Source organism: Patulibacter minatonensis DSM 18081 (assembly GCF_000519325.1).
GTDB classification, from domain to species: Bacteria; Actinomycetota; Thermoleophilia; order Solirubrobacterales; family Solirubrobacteraceae; genus Patulibacter; species Patulibacter minatonensis.
On the sequence record NZ_KI912613.1, the window covers coordinates 2,545,599 to 2,563,270 of the forward strand.

The 17,672-nt window shown below is 71.2% G+C and carries 15 protein-coding genes and 2 rRNA genes; 7 read left to right on the forward strand and 10 right to left on the reverse strand.

Translation table 11 applies throughout. From position 1 onward, the window contains the following. The first annotated feature begins 97 nt into the window (after positions 1 to 97). The 4 genes from PATMI_RS0111690 to PATMI_RS29445 all read left to right on the forward strand — a co-directional run bounded on the left by PATMI_RS0111690 (position 98) and on the right by PATMI_RS29445 (position 6,104). Positions 98 to 3,089 (forward strand): 23S ribosomal RNA (locus PATMI_RS0111690). Between the two features lie 61 nt (positions 3,090 to 3,150). Continuing rightward, positions 3,151 to 3,267, forward strand: a 5S ribosomal RNA gene (gene rrf / locus PATMI_RS0111695). Positions 3,268 to 3,741: 474 nt separating this feature from the next. Beyond that, the gene (locus PATMI_RS0111705) at positions 3,742 to 4,992 is read left to right on the forward strand and encodes an FAD-binding domain-containing protein (RefSeq protein ID WP_026911027.1); all 1,251 of its coding nucleotides are present in this window, start codon (positions 3,742 to 3,744) and stop codon (positions 4,990 to 4,992) included. A gap of 218 nt (positions 4,993 to 5,210) precedes the next feature. Beyond that, on the forward strand, positions 5,211 to 6,104 hold the full coding sequence (locus PATMI_RS29445; protein WP_051471429.1) for an Fpg/Nei family DNA glycosylase: 894 nt from the start codon (positions 5,211 to 5,213) through the stop codon (positions 6,102 to 6,104). 30 nt (positions 6,105 to 6,134) lie between these two features. Here the strand turns inward: PATMI_RS29445 and PATMI_RS0111715 are convergent, their stop codons facing one another. The 3 genes from PATMI_RS0111715 to PATMI_RS0111725 all read right to left on the reverse strand — a co-directional run bounded on the left by PATMI_RS0111715 (position 6,135) and on the right by PATMI_RS0111725 (position 7,876). After that, positions 6,135 to 6,599, reverse strand: coding sequence for a DUF427 domain-containing protein (locus PATMI_RS0111715; RefSeq protein WP_026911028.1), 465 nt, complete (start codon positions 6,597 to 6,599; stop codon positions 6,135 to 6,137). Positions 6,600 to 6,695: 96 nt separating this feature from the next. Then, positions 6,696 to 7,538, reverse strand: a complete 843-nt coding sequence (locus PATMI_RS0111720) for a hypothetical protein (RefSeq protein ID WP_026911029.1) — start codon at positions 7,536 to 7,538, stop codon at positions 6,696 to 6,698. A gap of 128 nt (positions 7,539 to 7,666) precedes the next feature. Beyond that, positions 7,667 to 7,876 carry a hypothetical protein gene (locus PATMI_RS0111725; RefSeq protein ID WP_026911030.1) on the reverse strand — a complete coding sequence of 70 codons (210 nt, stop codon included), beginning with the start codon at positions 7,874 to 7,876 and terminating at the stop codon, positions 7,667 to 7,669. A gap of 135 nt (positions 7,877 to 8,011) precedes the next feature. Between PATMI_RS0111725 and PATMI_RS0111730 the strand changes: the two genes are divergently transcribed. Beyond that, positions 8,012 to 9,124: a GTP pyrophosphokinase gene (locus tag PATMI_RS0111730; RefSeq protein WP_026911031.1), complete on the forward strand. Its 1,113-nt coding sequence runs from the start codon at positions 8,012 to 8,014 to the stop codon at positions 9,122 to 9,124. 26 nt (positions 9,125 to 9,150) lie between these two features. Here PATMI_RS0111730 and PATMI_RS0111735 read toward each other — a convergent pair whose 3' ends face one another. The 4 genes from PATMI_RS0111735 to PATMI_RS0111750 form a co-directional block, all read right to left on the reverse strand. After that, positions 9,151 to 9,447, reverse strand: coding sequence for a YciI family protein (locus PATMI_RS0111735; protein WP_026911032.1), 297 nt, complete (start codon positions 9,445 to 9,447; stop codon positions 9,151 to 9,153). A gap of 158 nt (positions 9,448 to 9,605) precedes the next feature. Next, the gene (locus tag PATMI_RS0111740; RefSeq protein WP_051471431.1) at positions 9,606 to 10,109 is read right to left on the reverse strand and encodes a ferritin-like domain-containing protein; all 504 of its coding nucleotides are present in this window, start codon (positions 10,107 to 10,109) and stop codon (positions 9,606 to 9,608) included. Between the two features lie 312 nt (positions 10,110 to 10,421). Continuing rightward, positions 10,422 to 10,607 (reverse strand): hypothetical protein, encoded by a 186-nt coding sequence (locus tag PATMI_RS0111745; RefSeq protein WP_026911034.1) that lies wholly within the window; start codon positions 10,605 to 10,607, stop codon positions 10,422 to 10,424. 88 nt (positions 10,608 to 10,695) lie between these two features. After that, the gene (locus PATMI_RS0111750) at positions 10,696 to 11,775 is read right to left on the reverse strand and encodes an HtaA domain-containing protein (protein ID WP_157260726.1); all 1,080 of its coding nucleotides are present in this window, start codon (positions 11,773 to 11,775) and stop codon (positions 10,696 to 10,698) included. A gap of 351 nt (positions 11,776 to 12,126) precedes the next feature. Between PATMI_RS0111750 and PATMI_RS0111755 the strand changes: the two genes are divergently transcribed. Further along, complete coding sequence (locus tag PATMI_RS0111755; protein ID WP_026911036.1) at positions 12,127 to 12,696, forward strand: RNA polymerase sigma factor; 570 nt, start codon at positions 12,127 to 12,129, stop codon at positions 12,694 to 12,696. Continuing rightward, the gene (locus tag PATMI_RS0111760) at positions 12,693 to 13,418 is read left to right on the forward strand and encodes an anti-sigma factor (protein WP_026911037.1); all 726 of its coding nucleotides are present in this window, start codon (positions 12,693 to 12,695) and stop codon (positions 13,416 to 13,418) included. The genes PATMI_RS0111755 and PATMI_RS0111760 overlap by 4 nt, the downstream gene beginning before the upstream one ends. 21 nt (positions 13,419 to 13,439) lie before the next feature. Here PATMI_RS0111760 and PATMI_RS0111765 read toward each other — a convergent pair whose 3' ends face one another. The 3 genes from PATMI_RS0111765 to PATMI_RS29450 form a co-directional block, all read right to left on the reverse strand. Next, complete coding sequence (locus PATMI_RS0111765) at positions 13,440 to 16,088, reverse strand: DEAD/DEAH box helicase (protein WP_026911038.1); 2,649 nt, start codon at positions 16,086 to 16,088, stop codon at positions 13,440 to 13,442. A gap of 31 nt (positions 16,089 to 16,119) precedes the next feature. Beyond that, positions 16,120 to 16,617, reverse strand: coding sequence for a hypothetical protein (locus PATMI_RS0111770; RefSeq protein ID WP_026911039.1), 498 nt, complete (start codon positions 16,615 to 16,617; stop codon positions 16,120 to 16,122). Between the two features lie 148 nt (positions 16,618 to 16,765). Next, positions 16,766 to 17,608, reverse strand: coding sequence for an SDR family NAD(P)-dependent oxidoreductase (locus PATMI_RS29450; RefSeq protein ID WP_051471435.1), 843 nt, complete (start codon positions 17,606 to 17,608; stop codon positions 16,766 to 16,768). Positions 17,609 to 17,672: the final 64 nt, after the last annotated feature.

A 17,672-nucleotide genomic window follows, 5' to 3' on the forward strand; every position in this document is an offset into this window, starting at 1 on the left:
AGCAAGTATTCCTCATGACCCTTGTGTTCCAACGCCCGGGTTGTGGGGACGGGTATCACCCTGACGACGGTTTTATGCAAGACGTCGTTGGGATCACCGTCAAGATAGTAAGGGCACACGGTGGATGCCTTGGCACCTGGAGCCGATGAAGGACGTGGACGACTGCGATAAGCCACGGTGAGGCGTTTAACAGCCTTTGACCCGTGGATTTCCGAATGGGGAAACCCAGCGCTGGTAATTCGGCGTTACTCCCATCTGAACACATAGGGTGGGTAGAGGTAAGCGGGGGAAGTGAAACATCTCAGTACCCCGAGGAAAGTAAATCAACCGAGACTCCCTGAGTAGTGGCGAGCGAAAAGGGATCAGCCTAAACCGGGCACGTGTAAGTGGCTACATGTTGCGTGTTCGGGGTTGTAGGGCAGCGATGTCAGTCGTAGCCGGCTGGCCGAGAGTTACAAAATTTCATGGTAGGCGAAGCGCGTGGAACCGCGCACCATAGAGGGCAAACGTCCCGTAGCCGAAATCATGGAGTCTTTCGCAGCTGTTCCTGAGTAGGTCCGCGCCCGTGAAACGCGGACTGAATCTGGGGGGACCACCCTCTAAGGCTAAGTACTTCCAGGTGACCGATAGCGGACTAGTACCGTGAGGGAAAGGTGAAAAGAACCCCGGGAGGGGAGTGAAATAGAACCTGAAACTGTGTGCCTACAAGAGGTCGGAGCATCCTTGTGGTGTGACGGCGTGCTTTTTGCATAACGAGCCAGCGAGTTGCTCGTATGCGGCGAGGTTAAGCGATGAGCGGAGCCGTAGCGAAAGCGAGTCCGAATAGGGCGTTTAGTCGTATGCGGCAGACCCGAAACTGAGTGAGCTACCCATGGGCAGGTTGAAGCGGGGGTAAGACCTCGTGGAGGACCGAACCCACGTAAGGTGAAATTTGCGGGGATGACCTGTGGGTCGGAGTGAAAGGCTAATCAAACTCAGTGATATCTGGTTCTCTCCGAAATATATTTAGGTATAGCCTCCGGTAAATTTGCGTGTCGGCTGTAGAGCTACTGTTTGGTCTAGGGGTCCTACCAGATTACCGAAACCAGGCAAACTCCGAAGACCGATACGTCTACCCGGGGAGTCAGTTGCTGGGGGATAAACTTCAGCGTCAAAAGGGAAACAGCCCAGATCGCCGGCTAAGGTCCCTAAGTGCATGCTAAGTGGGTAACGATGTCTGAGTGCATAGACAACCAGGAGGTTGGCTTAGAGGCAGCCATCCTTGAAAGAGTGCGTAACAGCTCACTGGTCTAGTGTTCGGGCGCGGACAATTCAACGGGGCTCAAGCATGCCACCGAAGCCGCGGGCTTCACCTTTGGGTGGAGCGGTAGGAGAGCGTTCCCGTGCCGTTGAAGCGGCGGCGTAAGCCAGTCGTGGAGGAGCGGGAAGTGAGAATGCTGGCATAAGTAACGAAAGAAGAGTGAGAATCTCTTCCACCGATTTCCTAAGGATTCCTGAGCAACGTTCGTCGGCTCAGGGTTAGTCGGGACCTAAGGCGAGGCCGAAAGGCGTAGTCGATGGATAACAGGTTGATATTCCTGTACCGCGTCGCACCCGTTTGACTGATGGGGGGACGAGTGAGGCTAGGGGTAGCAGGCGATGGTTGTTCCTGCACCAAGTTGCGTAGGGGTGGTCTTTGGTAAATCCGGGACTGCATAACCTGAGGCACGATGGCAGCTGGCGTTCGCGCCGGCGAGTCCCTGACGCCATGGCTCCAAGAAAAGCCTCTAGGGAGGTTGCGCGCGCCCGTACCAAAACCGACACAGGTGGGAAAGTAGAGAATACTAAGGTGATCGAGATAACCCTCGTTAAGGAACTCGGCAAAATTGCTCCGTAACTTCGGGAGAAGGAGCGCCCCGGTAGTGTGAAGCCCTTGCGGGTGGAGCATGAGGGGGCCGCAGTGAATAGGTTCAACCGACTGTTTACCAAAAACACAGGTCTCTGCAAAGTCGTAAGACGACGTATAGGGGCTGACGCCTGCCCGGTGCCGGAAGGTTACGTGGAGTTGTTAGTCGTAAGGCGAAGCAGCGAAACTAAGCCCCGGTAAACGGCGGCCGTAACTATAACGGTCCTAAGGTAGCGAAATTCCTTGTCGGGTAAGTTCCGACCTGCACGAATGGCGTAACGAGTTGAACGCTGTCTCAACGAGGGGCTCGGTGAAATTTCAGTCTCGGTGAAGATGCCGAGTACCCGTGGCTAGACGGAAAGACCCCGTGCACCTTTACTACAACTTGGTATTGGGGTTCGATGCATTTTGCTCAGAATAGGTGGGAGGCTACGAGACATGGATTGCGGTCTGTGTGGAGCCAACTTTGAGATACCACCCCTGATGTATTGGACTTCTAACCTGACGCCGTGAATCCGGGTCGGGAACAGTGCCAGGCGGGTAGTTTGACTGGGGCGGTCGCCTCCTAAAGTGTAACGGAGGCGTACAAAGGTTCCCTCAGTACGGTTGGAAACCGTGCGTAGAGTGCAAAGGCAGTAAGGGAGCTTGACTGCGAGACTTACAGGTCGAGCAGGTACGAAAGTAGGTCTTAGTGATCCGGCGGTAGCAAGTGGAAGCGCCGTCGCTCAACGGATAAAAGGTACGCCGGGGATAACAGGCTTATCGAGCCCAAGAGTCCACATCGACGGCTCGGTTTGGCACCTCGATGTCGGCTCGTCGCATCCTGGGGCTGTAGTAGGTCCCAAGGGTTGGGCTGTTCGCCCATTAAAGCGGCACGCGAGCTGGGTTCAGAACGTCGTGAGACAGTTCGGTCCCTATCTGCCATGGGCGTTGGAGAATTGAGAGGATTTGCCCCTAGTACGAGAGGACCGGGGTGAACGGACCTCTGGTGTATCTGTTGTTCTGCCAAGGGCATTGCAGATTAGCTACGTCTGGATCGGATAACCGCTGAAAGCATCTAAGCGGGAAGCCGGCCTCGAGATGAATTCTCCCATCCCCTTTGAGGGAGTAAGGACCCTGGTAGACCACCAGGTTGATAGGCCGGATCTGGAAGGACAGTAATGTCTGTAGGAGACCGGTACTAATGGTCCGAGGGCTTGACGGTTTTTGTGATACCCGCTGTGTAGTTTTCAAGGGCCCCCGGGGTGCTCGGTTTTTCGAGGCTTTTCGGTGGTTATGGCGAGGGGGATACACCTCTTCCCTTTCCGAACAGAGTAGTTAAGCCCCTCAGCGCCGATGGTACTTGGCTCGCAAGGGCCTGGGAGAGTAGGTCGCCGCCGAAATTAGATTGAAGCGCCCCGCACGATCGTGCGGGGCGCTTCGTCGTTCCACGACTGTTCGCCGACCCTGCCCGACGTGACGCAGACCCACGTGGCGTCGCCCCAGCATCCCGGGCACACGGCCCGCCGGCACGCTACGTTCCGACGGTGCCGCGCAGGAAGCCCCAGGGCCCCAGAGACCACCGGTCCGCGCCACGGCCGTCGGGTCCTCGCCCGCAGGACCCGGCACGGGCGGCGGCCGCACGCGATCGGGCACGTACCGTCTGCGCCCGCAAGGACCGGTACGCGTCGGAAGCTGAAGCCCGTGCCTTCGCGATCATGCACCAGCCCGGCGCGGGTGCCCGTGCCGCCGTCTACCGGTGCGAGGTGTGCGAGGGGTGGCACCACACGCGCGGAAGCTGAGGGTGTCCGCGACCGCTCGACGGTGATGCGGGCGCCGACGGCGGTGCCCCGCACGCGGAAGGGTACAGGCGCCTCGTGTCGCGGCTCCCCGCCATCCCGCCCCGTGACCCGGCCGCCGCTGAGCGGTGGGTCGCAGAGCACCTGGGACATCTCGCGCTCGAGGGCGCCGAAGGGATCAGGCGGTCACCCGCCTTCCGCGGCGGGCAGTCGGCGGCCGACGCGGCGATCGAGGAGCTCGACGTCCGGGGGTACGCCGGCACGCGCAACGAGGTGTGGCCCGTCGACCGTCGCGGTGCCACACGACTGTCCCCGTACATCCGGCACGGACTGCTGACGCTGCAGGACGTGTGGGGCCGAGCGGAGGCCGCACCCGCCCGGGACCGCGGCAAGTTCCGCGACGAGTTGCTCTGGCAGGAGTACGCCCGGCACGTCTACGCACGCCTCGGGACGGCGTCGGCCGTCCCGCTGCGCCACGAGGCGCCGCCGGTGCCCTCCACCGACGGCGACCCGTGGCCGCGGGAGATGGCGTGCGTGGACCTGTGTCGCGTCGAGCTGCGCCGCGACGGGTGGCTCGTGAACCAGACGCGGATGTGGATGGCGTCCCAATGGGCCCTCCGCTCCGGTGCGCCCTGGCAGGACGGCGAGGACGCGTTCTTCCGGCACCTGCTCGACGGCTCGCGCGCCGCCAACCGCCTCGGGTGGCAGTGGACGGTCGGGACGGCGACCGGCAGGCCGTACGGGTTCTCTCGGTGGCAGGTGGAGAAGCGGGCCCCCGGCCTCTGCGCGTCGTGCGCCCTGCGGGACCGCTGTCCCGTCGAACGTTTCCCCGACCTCCCGAAAGGCGCCGACGTCGCCCCTCCGGAGGTGCTGCGTCGCGATCCCGATCCTGCCGCGACCGGAGGCCCTGAGCTCGTCGTGCGGGAGGGGGAGCCCGACGCCGTGTGGCTCACCGCGGAGAGCCTGGGGAGCTCCGACCCGGCGCTCGCCGCGCGGCCGGAGCTCCCGGTGGTCTTCGTCCTCGACGAGGACCGGCTTCGCGGGTGGCGGCTCTCGGGCAAGCGGCTCGTGTTCCTGGCCGAGACGCTGGCCGAGATCGGTGAGCACCGGGAGCTCGAGGTGCACCTCGGGTCCCCGCGGCGGGTGCTCGCGGGGCGGCGGCTCGCCGCGACCTGGACCCCGGTTCCCGGCTGGCGCCGGCTCGCGGACCGCCTGTCGGTCGTCGAGGCCCACCCGTGGCCGTGGCTCACGCGGCCTCACGGTCGGAGTGCCCGCTCGTTCTCCGCGTGGCGGAAGGCGCTGCCCGCCGACCGAGCCCGCGGCGCCTGACGGAGATCGCGGCCGAGTCCATCGCGCCCGGCGTCGCGGGTGCGCCGCCACCACGCCGTCCGGCGCACCGGTCACGCCGCCCGGCCCGCTCCTGTGACACGCCGCCCGGCCCGCGCCTTCTTCCTGGGGCCACCGTGCCCCACCACCGACGTTCCCCGGCACGCACGCCGGCCGACGCAGCCCCCGCCCGAACCCCGACCACGACATCATCGAGACCGATGCCCGAAGGCCACACCATCCACCGACTCGCCCGCGACCACGTGCGCGACCTGGCTCGCGAGCCGCTCCGCGTGACCTCCCCGCAGGGGCGGGCGACGGAGACCGCCAAGGTGCTCGACGGCCGGTCGTTCGCGAAGGTCGACGCGTACGGGAAGCACCTGCTCTACCGCTTCGAGGACGACCTGACGCTGCACGTGCACCTCGGGCTGTTCGGGCGCTTCCGTCGGCAGCACTCGCCGCCCGAGGAGCCGAAGGGCGAGAAGCGGCTGCGGATGATCGGCGAGCGGTGGACCGTCGACCTCTCGGGCGCCGTGGCGTGCGCGCTCCTCGAGCCCGACGAGGAGGCTGCGCTCCTGGCCCGGCTGGGTCCCGACCCGCTGCGCCGCGACGCCGACCCGGAGCGGTTCGTCGCGACCCTGCGGCGGAGGCGCATCCCCATCGGCGCCGCGATCATGGACCAGTCGGTCGTGGCCGGCATCGGGAACGTCTATCGCGCCGAGGCGCTGCACGTGGACGGGATCGATCCACGGCTCCCGGCGAAGGACCTGGGGGACGAGCGGGCCATGGTGCTGTGGGGCACGATGGCCAAGATGCTGGCCGACGGGGTGCGCGAGCGGCGCATCGTCACGATCCGCGACGAGCACGACAAGCCCGTGAAGGCCGGGCGCGCCACCAAGGGCGAGGGCCCGCGTGCCCGCGCCGACCGCGTCCGTCATCGCACCGTCCGCGTGTACCGCCGCGAGCACTGCCACGACTGCGGCGGCCCGGTCCGGACGTACCCGATGGCCGGGCGGACGGTCCACGACTGCCCGGTCTGCCAGCCCGAGGGCTCGGCCGGCCCGAGTCCGACGGCGGGGCTGGCCGGCGGCGCGGCGGGCGACCGGCTGTTCTGAGGGACCGAGGTACCCGCTCGGTCGACGACCTCACCAGCCGCGCGTCCCCGGACCGCCCTTGAACGGGCCCTCGAGGTCGTCGGTGATCCAGCCGCCGTAGAAGTCCCCCTCCTGCGCCTGGACGCGTTCGTCGTTCAGGAAGCAGGCGTCCATCCGGCTGGGATAGACGCTGACGTGGTCGCGGAGGGCGAGGAAGGCGGAGGTCGGTCGCGGGTACGACCATCCGGCCCGGGACGCCGACGTCCCGCCGGCGCTGAGGTCGTGGTACCGCGCCACGCCCTTCCACTCGCAGAACGAGGACCCGTCGGCGTCGGCGAGGACACCGGTGGCGAACGCGGCGGGCGGGACGTAGACCGTGGGCGGGTGGCTCGTCTCCAGGACGCGGAGGGCGTCGTCGGTGTCGACGATCGTGACGCCGCCGAGGACGATCCGGACGCGTCGCCCGACGGGCTCGAGGCGGGGCGGGCGGGGGTAGTCCCAGACGTTCTCGGTCATCTCCCTGGGTACGGCTGCGCGGCTCGGGCGGACGCGCCGGGCCCGCGCGGTGCGCGTGCCGGTCGTCGGGGCTCCGGCCGCACCGGTGGACCCGGATCAGGCCGCGCGGTCGCCCAGGACCAGGCGCACGTAGCCGACGGTGCGCCGGGTGTGCGCGGCGATCTGCTCGACCCCATAGCCGCGCTGGAGCAGCTCGGCGAAGCGGGCCGCCTGCCGTCGGCGGCCGTCCCGTCGGTCGCGCAGGTCGGCGACCGACGAGCGCTCCGGGGCCAGGAGCAGACCGTGCCGGCGCAACGCCGCGAGGACGTGCCTGCGGGTCTGGTCCTCGACGCCCGGCAGCGTGCGGAGCTGCGTGTCGGACAGGCGGGCGACGTCCTGGAGCGTCGCGAGACCGTGGCGGTGGAACGCCGCCGCGCACCGGACGGGCAGCACCTCGCCGAGGACGATGCTGTCGGCGGTCGGGTCGGCCGGCAGCGCGGTGGTCAACGGCGGCAGGTCGTCGGGCGACGGGGGACGCTCGCCCGGCATCGGGGCGATGCCCGCGGCCTCCGCGCGCTCCTCGGGGAGGGCGGCGCGCAGACGCCGGCCGCACGACGCGCCCAGTCCCGCGATCGCGGCGCGCTGCAGGTCCGCGACCGCGATCGGGGCGGCCGCGAGCTCGGTCCTCGACCGGCCGAGCAGCTGGACCTGCCAGTCGGCGTCGCGTGACGCGCGGTCCAGGACGGACGTCGCGGTGACGGCGTCGAGGTGCTCGCTGCGGCGGAAGACGACCCACCGGTCGGCGTCCGTCCGCGACACGAACCAGTCGTGGCGGTCGCTCGTCCGGACCCCGCGCGGCGCGAGGGTCGTGACGGCCGAGCGGTGCACGAGGATCTCGTGATCGCCGAGGCAGAGGTGCGTCCAGGGAGCCTGGTCCGGATCGGCGGGTGAGTCGTGCATGCGGTCGGATCGGTCGAACGGACGGTCCTGCGCGGAAGACCCACCGCAGGACTCGGAGTTCGGAAACCCTAACACGAATCGGGGCGCGCATCGCCGCCCCGACGCATGTCACCTTCGGTGGCCCTACCTCAACCGGCGGTGTCCATCGCGCGCTCCTCGACGATGCGGAGCTGCACGTCGGTCAGCGGCAGCTCGGCCCCCTGCTTCAGGAGCTCGACGGCGCGGTCGAGCGTCAGGCCGGAGCCCGTCAGGATCGAGCCGATCAGCGGCGGGGCGCTCGAGGAGCAGACGCCGTTGGGGCAGCTCGGATCGGCCGATCCCTGTCGCGGCTCGCTCATCCTCCGAGCGTAGCGCGCGGCCCGGGTCGGCCCGCTCCGTCGGGTCGGCGGGCGGCGACGGGGTGCTCCCTCTCGGCCGGGCGGTGGGGCCACGGCTGCCGACCGCCCGGCGTGCGAGGCTGGGCGGCGCCGCCGATGTCCGACCGATCCCACATCGAGCACGCCCGCGAGGCACGCCGTCACTACGAGCTCCCGTCCTACCAGGCGTTCCTGCGCCGGCTGGGCGACACGATGGACACCCATCTGCGGGAGCTGATCTCGGCGGCCGGCATCCCGGAGAACCAGTCCGAGGTCGAGTGGCGGATCAAGGCGCCGGCGTCGTTCGAGCAGAAGGCCGGGGCGGCCGATCCCGAAGATCCGGGCCGGCCGCAGTACCGGTTCCCCACGGACGACATCGGGGACCAGCTCGCCCTGCGGGTGATCGCGTTCCTCCCGGCCCAGGTCGAGGCCGTCGAGCAGGCGATCGCCGACGACGACGCCCTGCGCGTTAACGAGGTCCGCAACAAGGGCGACGACCACAGCGACGCGCGGGCGTTCGGGTACCAGAGCGTCCACGTGCTCGTGACGCCCGAGCCCTCGCTCGGCGCGCCGTCGCCGCCGAAGGACTACCGGCTCCCGCGCATCGAGATCCAGCTGCGGACCCAGCTGCAGCACGTGTGGGCGGAACTCGAGCACGCCTCCCGGTACAAGGGCGCGGCCGGCTCGCGCGTGTCGCGCAAGTTCGACCGCGCCGCCGCGCTCATCGAGATGGTCGACGAGCTGCTGCAGGAGATCGACGACGCCGCGGCCGGGAGCGCCCGTCAGGAGCCGTCCCGTCGGCCCGAGGGCCTCGAGGTCGCCGCGGAGCATCCGCGGGAGCGCCCCGTCGGCAACCGCCTCACCGCGCGGGCGATGCGGTCGTTCCTGGCGGAGGCCTTCCCGTCCGCGCCGCCCAGCCGCGGGGCGGGGTCCGAGGAGTGGATCCGCCGCCACGCGCTCGAGTCGGGCTTCGACACGGTCGAGGCCCTCCGCGACGCGGTCCGCAGCGTCGACGTCGGCGCGATCGACCGGACGTTCCGGGAAGGCGTGACCTGGGAGCGCAACCAGGTCCGGTGCCTGGACGACGTGCTGCTGGCGGTGGGCGGGGCGGGGTACGTCACGCTGGCCGAGCGGCTCGTCGACGAGGGCGACGACGCCCAGCGGCAGAAGCGCCCGCGGGTCCTCGGGTGGCGCCTGAAGCGCCTCCGCGAGGCCGGCGTCGTCGCCTGAGGCGCGACGCCGGGAGGGGGCGGGGACTACTGCGGCGGCGCCGGGAGCGGGGTGACGACGACCCACGGCTCCACGGTGTGGGACACGATCAGGCCCGCCGCGGCGTAGGGGTCGGCGGCGGCGAACGCCTCGGCGACCTCGGGTCCGCCCCGGAAGCCCAGGACGCCGGTGTGGACCGGATCCCCGACCGCGCTGCCGATCACGAGGTCCCCCGCCACCCGGGAGCGCTCGATGGCGGCCAGGTGGGCGTCGCGATGGGGCGTGCGCAACGTCGCCATGTCGTCGACGTACTCGTACTTCAGGAGCTGCAGGGTCTCGGGCACCGGGGTCTCCCGTCGGAGGGCAGGGTGGCGTCATCCTCTCGCAGCCGGAGCCCCGACCGCTCCGTGCGCGGCGCGGAACGACGACGACCGCCCCGGAGGGCGGTCGTCGGTGCTGCCGGTGGCCGGTGGCCGGCGGTGAGGCGCCGGCCGGGAGGCGATCAGCCCTCGTACTCGCGGAGGTAGCGCTCGTAGGTGCGCATGTGGCCCTCCTCGTCGCGCAGGATGGCGATGACCATGTCCTGCGTCGCCCAGTCGACGCCGTCGGTGGCCTCGATGATGCGGGTGTAGTGCGAGATCGCGCCGGCCTCGGCGGCGATGACGCCCTTGATGACCGTGGCGACGTCGGTCGCGTCGTCGAGCGGCTGCAGGCCCGAGTCGAAGTCCTTCGGGAAGTCGGACGACCCCGGCACCGTGCCGTAGAGGTCCTTGATGCGCTCCGCGAACTGCTTCGCGTGGCCGAGCTCCTCGCCGACGTCCTGCCCGAGGTCCGCGGCGATCTCCTTGGCGCGGATGCCGTCGAGGTTGACGGACTGCTGGAGGTAGTTGGTGACGGTCTCGATCTCCATCCAGTACGCGGTCGTGAGGAGCTCGACGATCTCCTCGCGCTTGGCGGCGTTCTGGTCGGAGAGGATTCCGGCGCTGGCGTGATGGGTGATGGTCATGCGGTGCTCCTTCGGGTGGTGCGTTGAAGCCACTATAGCTAATGATTTCAATTAAGGGCCCCCTTCGTTCGTCGCCGTCCCGCGCGGCCGGCGACTTCGGGTGCCCTTTGCACACTGGGGATCCGGGCCTTCTCGCCCCGTACCCGGCTGCCTCGCAGGGATGCGCGCGGGCGCGCGTACGTGCGAACCCGGGGCGGACGGTTCGTGACGTTCGCGGGGCGGGAACGACGAACGCCCGCGGAGCGGGCGTTCGTCGTTGGGATCGGTGGTGCGGGCGGCGGTCCTGGAGTCGGCGGTGGGCCGACTGGGCGGTCAGTCGCGCCGCGTGGTGCCGGTCGCGTGCTCGCCGGTCACGGAGGCGTGGGCGCGCCACGCCGCGAAGCGGCCCTCGGGCGATTCCATCCAGGCGTGGAGGTCGCGCTCGAAGCGTCCCCAGCGGCGGGCGCGGAACCCGGCCTCCGGGATGCGGTCCTGGGGAGTGGCGTGGTACCCCTGCACAGAGGGGACCCTATCAAAGGGGATCCTAAGTGTGGGTGCCCGAACGCGATTGGCGCCCCGGCGCTCGCCGGGACGCCCGGGACCGCGTCTACTTCGTCTTCGCGTCGATGCGGAGCGTGCCGATCACGCCCGACGGGGTGCCGTTCGGATCCGAGAGCGGCCCGGACTTCGCCCGCTTGACGACGATGCCGTCGAGGACGAGCTGTCCCTCGTAGGCGACGTTGCGGATCGTGCTCAGGTCGAGCGAGAACAGCTCGACGCGGTTGCCGTTGACGACCGCGGTGACGACCGAGTTGGCGAGGTCGACGATCGGGTCGACGAACGTGACCGACTGGCCCTGGGCGGTGAGGACGAGCGATCCCGAGAGGGTCGTGGTGCCGGCGAACGCCTTCGACCCGTCGAGCGCGCCGCCCGTGATCGGGAACGCGTACGGGCCCGAGCCGCTGCCGGTCGCGGGCGCGATCGTCGACAGGGTCGCGCCGCCGGCGACGAGGCCGGCCTTCGCCTCGGGCGTCAGGGACAGCGTCGTGGTGCCGCTCGAGAGGACCGTCGCCGAGCCGGAGGCGCCGCCGGTGCCCGTGCCGCCCGGGGTGTTCACCGAGGCCGAGCCCACGCCGAGCGACATGCCGCTCTTGAACCGCTGGATCTTCAGCGCGCGGTTCAGCCGCGATGCGCCGATCGGGGTGAGCGTGACCTTCAGGTCGCTCAGCGTCACCTTCTTGGAGGTCTGCTTGATCTTCACGGCCGACGCGTCGACGTTGAAGGCGCGGACCGAGCTGCTGCCGATCGTGACGGACACCGTCGACGCGCTCGGTGTGATCGCCAGGCGGAACGCCTTCAGCGTGATCGAGCGGCCACGGCGGGTGAACTTCAACGCGCCGGAGTGGTTCAGGGTGCCGGAGCCGGCCTCCATGTCGACCGTCGCGGACTTCAGCGGCAGCTTGACCGCGGTGTCGCCGCGCTTGGCGGGCGAGACGCCCTTCAGCTGGACCTTGCCCTTCTTCATCGCGTTGCTGAGCGCGGTCGACAGCTTGATCGTCGTCGTGCCGGTGGCCTTGGCGGTCGTCTCCGCCGCCGAGGCGGGGGAGGTGGCCGCCAGCAGCGCCGCGGTCGTGCCGCCGGCGACGGCGAGGAGACGTAGGCGGTGGTGCGGGCGCGTGGGGGTCATGGTCCTGCTCCGGGTCTGGTCCTGCATGAGCCCCCATCATCGCGCAATCGCGGGCGCAACGTGACCGTTCTCACGCGGCGGTGCGCGGGGATGCGTCCGACGTGCGCGCCCGCGGCGGGCCCGCCGCCGGGCGCGACGCGTACGACGTCCGCCGCGGCGGACGTCGGACCGCGCCATCCCGCGGTACCCGGACGAGTCGGCGGCGGCCCCGATCGTCCATTTGCCGCGACCGCAGCAACCACCCGCCGGGCGCCCGCGTACCACCTCTGCATGGCCTGGGCCACCCATCCTCTCCCGCTCGCGCACCCGGGCAGCACGCGGCCGTCGGCGCGGTGGGGGATCATGTCCGACGTGGATCGGCGTCGGAACCCACCGGACGGGCAGGAACGCCGTCTGGCGCGGCGGCTCCGCCGCGGGGACGCCGACGTCATCGCCGACCTCTACGCGCAGTACGGCTCCGCGAGCTACGGGGTGCTGCTGCGTACGCTCCGGGACCGCGACGCCGCCGACGACGTGCAGCAGCAGGTCTTCGCCGAGGTGTGGCGCCGCGCGGACCAGTACGACCCCGAGCGCGCCGGCCTGCTCACCTGGATCCTCACGATCGCCCGCAGCCGCGCGATCGACCACCTGCGCCGACGCGTCCCGGAGCCCGTGAGCGCCGACGAGATCGTGCGCCTGTCCGGCGGCGGGGACCGGCCCGACCCGACGGACCTCGCGATCGACCGGTGGGAGGCGATCGAACTGCTGGCGACGTTGCCCGACCACGAGCGCGAACTCCTCCGTCTGCGCTTCTACGAGGAGCTCAGCCAGACCGAGATCGCGGCGAAGCTCGACCTGCCGCTGGGCACCGTCAAGGCGCGGATGGTGCGCGCCCTGCGGAAGCTGCGGGCCCACCTCGACGAGGCGGAGGCCACCTCGTGACCCGCCGCCTCGACCCCGAGCGCCTCGTGCTCGAGGACCTGACCGATGACGAGCGCCGGGCGCTGCTCGCCGAGGTCGACGCCGCGGACGCCGCTGCCGTCGGGCGCCTCGCCGACGCGTTCTCCGCCCTCGAGGCGGAGGATTGGCACGCCGCGACGACACCGGCGCTCCGCTTCGTCCCCGAGGGCGCGGGCGAGCCCGTGCCGCTGTGGTCCCGGGTGTGCGTCCGCGGCGATGCCGGCGAGCACCGCATCGCCGCGCCGTTCGTGGCTGCGGCGCTCACCGTGGCGCTCGTGCTCGCCTTCGCGGCGGGCTTCGTGCTGCGCGGCGGCACCGACGACGGCCCGCCGTCCGACGGGGCGCGTGCGGACGCGGGCCTGGAGCGGGCCCCCGCCGTGCCGCTCGTCCGGATGGCGTCCGCGCCCTCCGCCGCCGGGGGCGTCGCCCGCATGGTCCCCGGCCGCGACGGCCGGGTGATGCTGCGCGCCCATGGCCTCGCGCCGACCGGCAAGGGCCGGTGGTACGAGCTGTGGATGATGCGCGACGAACGCCACGCGGTCAGCGTCGGCACGTTCCGCGTCCGCGCCGACGGCACCGTGCAGGCCCGCTTCCGCGTCACCCCCGCCGCCTCGCGGTACCCGACGATGGACGTCACGGTCCAGTCGGCCACCGACGGCCGGGCGCACTCCGGCCGGTCGGTGCTGCGGTCCCCGCCGGCCTGAGCGGACGGCCCCGGCCTCCGGTCAGTCCCGGTCGTCGGGGTCGGCCGGACCGTCCGGGGACCGCTCCGCCCGCCCGCGCTCGCGGAGCGCCCGGACGACCGCCAGGCTGACCGGCTCGTCGGGCACCTGGTTGCCGTCGACCACGGCGTCGATCACCTGGCGCTTCGTCTCGAGGATGTCGCTCATCTCGTCGTCGATCGTGCCGGGGCACAGCAGGTACCAGGCGGTGACGGCGTCGTCCTGGCCGATGCGGTGACAGCGGTCCTCGGCCTGGTCGTGCATCGCCGGGGTCCAGTCGAGCTCGAGGAACGCGACGTTCGACGCGCGGGTCAGCGTGATGCCCTGGGCGGCGGCGCGCATGGAGCAGACGATCAGGCGCTCGGCCGGGTGCTCGATGTCGAGGTGCTTCCCCGCCTGGAACCGGCGCACGGCGTCGTCGCGCGCGCTCGCGGAGTCGTCGCCCAGGATGTGCAGCGCCCCCGGGAAGCGCTCGAGCAGGCCGAGCTGCATCTCGCGGTGCTGCGCGAAGACGACGAGCGCCTCGCCCGACGCGAGGAAGCTCTCGACCCACGCGACGGCGCCCGCGAGCTTGCCGCGCGCGGCGAGGCGCCGCAGGTGGTTCATGCGGACGAGCTGCTCGGCGCGCAGGGCGGCGGCGATCTTCGCGTCGAGCTCCGAGAGGTCGAGCGGCTGGGTGCGGAGCCACGCGATGACGTCCTTCTCGGCCAGGCGGTACTCCGTCGGGTCCTTCAGCTCGAGCGGCACCTCGACGCGGCGCTTCGCGGGCAGCTGGGGGAGGACGTCCTGCTTCAGCCGGCGCACGAAGCCGCGGGAGCGCAGGTGCCAGTGCAGGCGGTCGTGGGACTCCGGGCCCTGGAACCGACGGGCGAGCTCGGCGCCGGAGCCGAAGTCCTTCAGGCGGTCGATCAGGCGGAGCTGGGCGGTCAGCTCGCGCGGCTGGTTCAGGACCGGGGTGCCGGTCAGCGCCAGGCGGAGGCCGTCGGGCACGACGGCCTTCGAGAGCTTCATCGCCGCCTTCGTGCGCTTCGCCGTCGGTTGCTTGCAGTAGTGCGACTCGTCGAAGACGACCGCCCGCGGGACGCGTGCGGTGAGCGGGTCGAGGTGCGCCTCGACGATCTCGTAGTTCAGGACGACGATGTCCGCGTCGCGCGGCTCCGCGAAGCCCGACGTGTCGAGCGGCGTGGCCCACGGGTTCGGGCGGTCGGCGACGGCCTTCAGGGTCTCCTTCGGCGAGTCGCGGGGCTCCCACTGCGCCAGGCCCCGGCCGTGGAGCACCGCGACGCGCCGGTGGGGCAGCCACTTCGCGGCCTCGCGCTCCCAGGTCAGCTTCATGCCCGCCGGGCAGACGACGACGGCCGGGAACGCCCCGTCGACCTCGAGGGTCGCGAGCGCCTGGACCGTCTTGCCGAGGCCCTGCTCGTCGGCGAGGAACGAGCGCCGGCGCTTGAGCAGGTAGCGGACGCCGGCGTGCTGGAAGGGCTGGAGCTCCCCGCCGAGCGCGAGCGGCTCGCCGGCCTTCGTGCGCTTCAGCGGGCTCGCGCGCTCGGCCTGGGAGAGGTCGATCGTCTCGATCCGCTCCTCGTGCTCGACCTTCATGATCGCGAGCTGGTCGCGGGCCGCGGTCGTCACCAGGAGCGTCGGGTGATCGCGGATCAGGCGCTCGACCGCGTCGTAGAGCGACGGGTCGGCGGGCACCGCGAGCGTCGTCGCGGCGTCGATCGGCGCGTCGCCGCGCCGGTAGCCCCGACCGGGGGTCGTGTCGATCGGCGTCGCCTCGGGGAGCTCCTGGAACCTTGCGTGCAGGCGGCTGCTCCAACCGGGGAGGAGCTCGAGGCGCGGAGACTTCTGGTCGTCGCGGCCCGCTCGCAGCGTCGCCGCCGCCGGCATCCGGCCGATGCGCAGGTCGGCGGACGCGAGCATCACGCGCGTGTCGACCACGAGGCCGTCGATGCGGTCCAGGAGCTGGACGCCGTCGGCGTCGAAGGACACGAGGTCGACCGCGCGCGAACTGATGCCGAGCGCCGCGGTCGCGGCCTCCGGGCTCATGCGCTCGGCGTGGTCGGTCAGACGGGACGGCGGCTCGCCGAGCAGGGTGACGACCGCCAGGCGCGGGCCGTCGTCGAGCTCGAGCACCGTCGTCTCGCCGTGCCAGCGCGACATCCCGCCGAGCCAGGCGGACACGTGCTCGTCGGGGAACAGCCCGGCGCGAGGGTCGTCGAGCAGACGGCGGGCCACGATCGCGGCGTGGACGCCGAGCGGCGCCCGCCAGACGTGATTGCTCCAATCGAAGTACCGGCCCGGGATCGAGCGGACGTCGTCGTTCATCCAGCGCGGGACGTCGAGGACGAGCTCGGGGACGCGGTCGCGGGACTGGATCGTGAGGGCGGGCGGGCCGAACGGCTCGGCGTCGGGCTCCGGACCGCTCGGGTCGGTCGGTGCGGGGTCGGGCGTCTCGATCAGGAGACGGTAGGCGACCCCGGCCGCGGGGGCGGTGCCGACCGGGGTTCGCGGTGGATGGTCGGCCGGGCGGGGTCGGGTGAGCCCCTGATCGAACCCCTCTTCGTGCGCGTTCCCGCGCCCCGCACCCTGGTCGGCCTCCTCGGCCGGGTCGGCCGGGTCGGCCGCGTCGGCCGCGTCGGCCGGGGCCACGGTCCGGGGGGTGCCGCGGGTCTCCCGCGGGTCAGGCGTCGCCTGCGTGGGCGTCCCAGAGCTCGGCGGTGCGTCGTTCGGCGTCCGCGTCGTGCGTCCGCTGGAGGTTGCGTCCGCCGCGGGCGAACGTCGCGGCGACCGCGGCCGGGACCTCGTCCTCGTCGAAGCGGCGAGGGAGCCACGTGGCCGGGCGGACGTGGTGGATGCCGACCTCGCGGGCGTCCGGGGAGTCGTCGTAGTGCCACGGGCCGGAGAGGCGGCCCAGGCGGTAGGACCCGTCGTCCGGACGCGTCCAGACGAACGTGCCGTCGTCGTGGGCCGCGAACCGGCGGAGCATCCGGCCGGCCTTCTCGCCGTGGCGGTCGGCGGCCGCGGCGACGGCCTCGTCGATCGTGGCCGGGACGACGTCGAGGGCGTCGCCCGTCCCGACCACGCCGCGGGCGAGCCCGAATGCCGCGCCGGCGCCGGGCGCGAGGTCGCGGTCCCGAGCGACCATCGGGGCGCGCAGGACGGGGACGGGCGGGGTCATCGGCGGTGGGTACCCGCTGCGCGGCGGGGCCACCGCGGGCCGACGGTGCCGTTCGACCAGAGTGGCGGCTGCGCGGTCGGGGGGCCGGCTTCGCGGCCGGCGAGCATCGTCGCCGGCGGACCGGGCGGCGCCGTCGGCACCCCGCGGATCAGTCGTCCGAGATCGTCTTCGTCGTCATCGCCTTGGCCGCGTCGGTGCCCATGACCTTGCGCGTGAGGGCGGGGGCGGCGAAGCGCAGCGCGGCGGCGAGGCCGTAGACCTTCGGCGTGTAGCGCTCGGCCTTGCGGCCCAGGCCGGCCTCGACGATCGCCTCGGCGACGCCCTCCGGGGTGCCGAGGAGGTGCCGGCCGATCTTGCTGTCGACGAGCTCGGTCTGCGGGAAGCCCTCGGTGGGGACGAAGCCCGGCAGGACGTTGCCGACGTGGACGCCGTGGGCGGCCTCCTCGGTGCGCAGCGCGTCCGTCCACGCGGCGAGCGCGGCCTTGCTCGCCGAGTACGCGCCGGTGCCGGGGCGGGCGACGCGGGCGGCGGTGCTCGAGACGTTGACGACCGCGGCGGGCGCGGCGGCGCGCAGGTCGGGGAGCAGCGCCTCGGTCAGCCGGACGACGGCGTCGAAGTTGATCGCCATCGTCCGGCGGACGTTCTCCCAGCCGCCGTTCTGCTCCGACCCGAAGCGCGCGCGGAAGCCGGCGCCGGCGTTGTTGACGAGCAGTGTCGGCAGGCCGTGCTCGGCGCGGACGTGGTCGCGGACGGTGGTCGGCGCATCATCCGCGGTGAGGTCGACGGCGACCCAGGTGACGGTCGCCGGCAGGGTCATCGCCAGCGCCTCGAGGCGGTCCTCGCGGCGGGCGACGAGGACGATCCTCGCGTTCGGCTCCTGCGCGAGCCGCCGGGCCGCGGCCTCGCCCAGGCCGCTGGAGGCGCCGGTGATGACGGCCACCAGGGGGCCCTTGGGGGCGGTCGCGGGAGCGGGGGCCTCGGGGCTGCTCATCGGTGCATCACAGCGCATCGGCGGGCGGCGCGCACGCGCGGCGGCCGGCCGTGGCGGGCCGGCC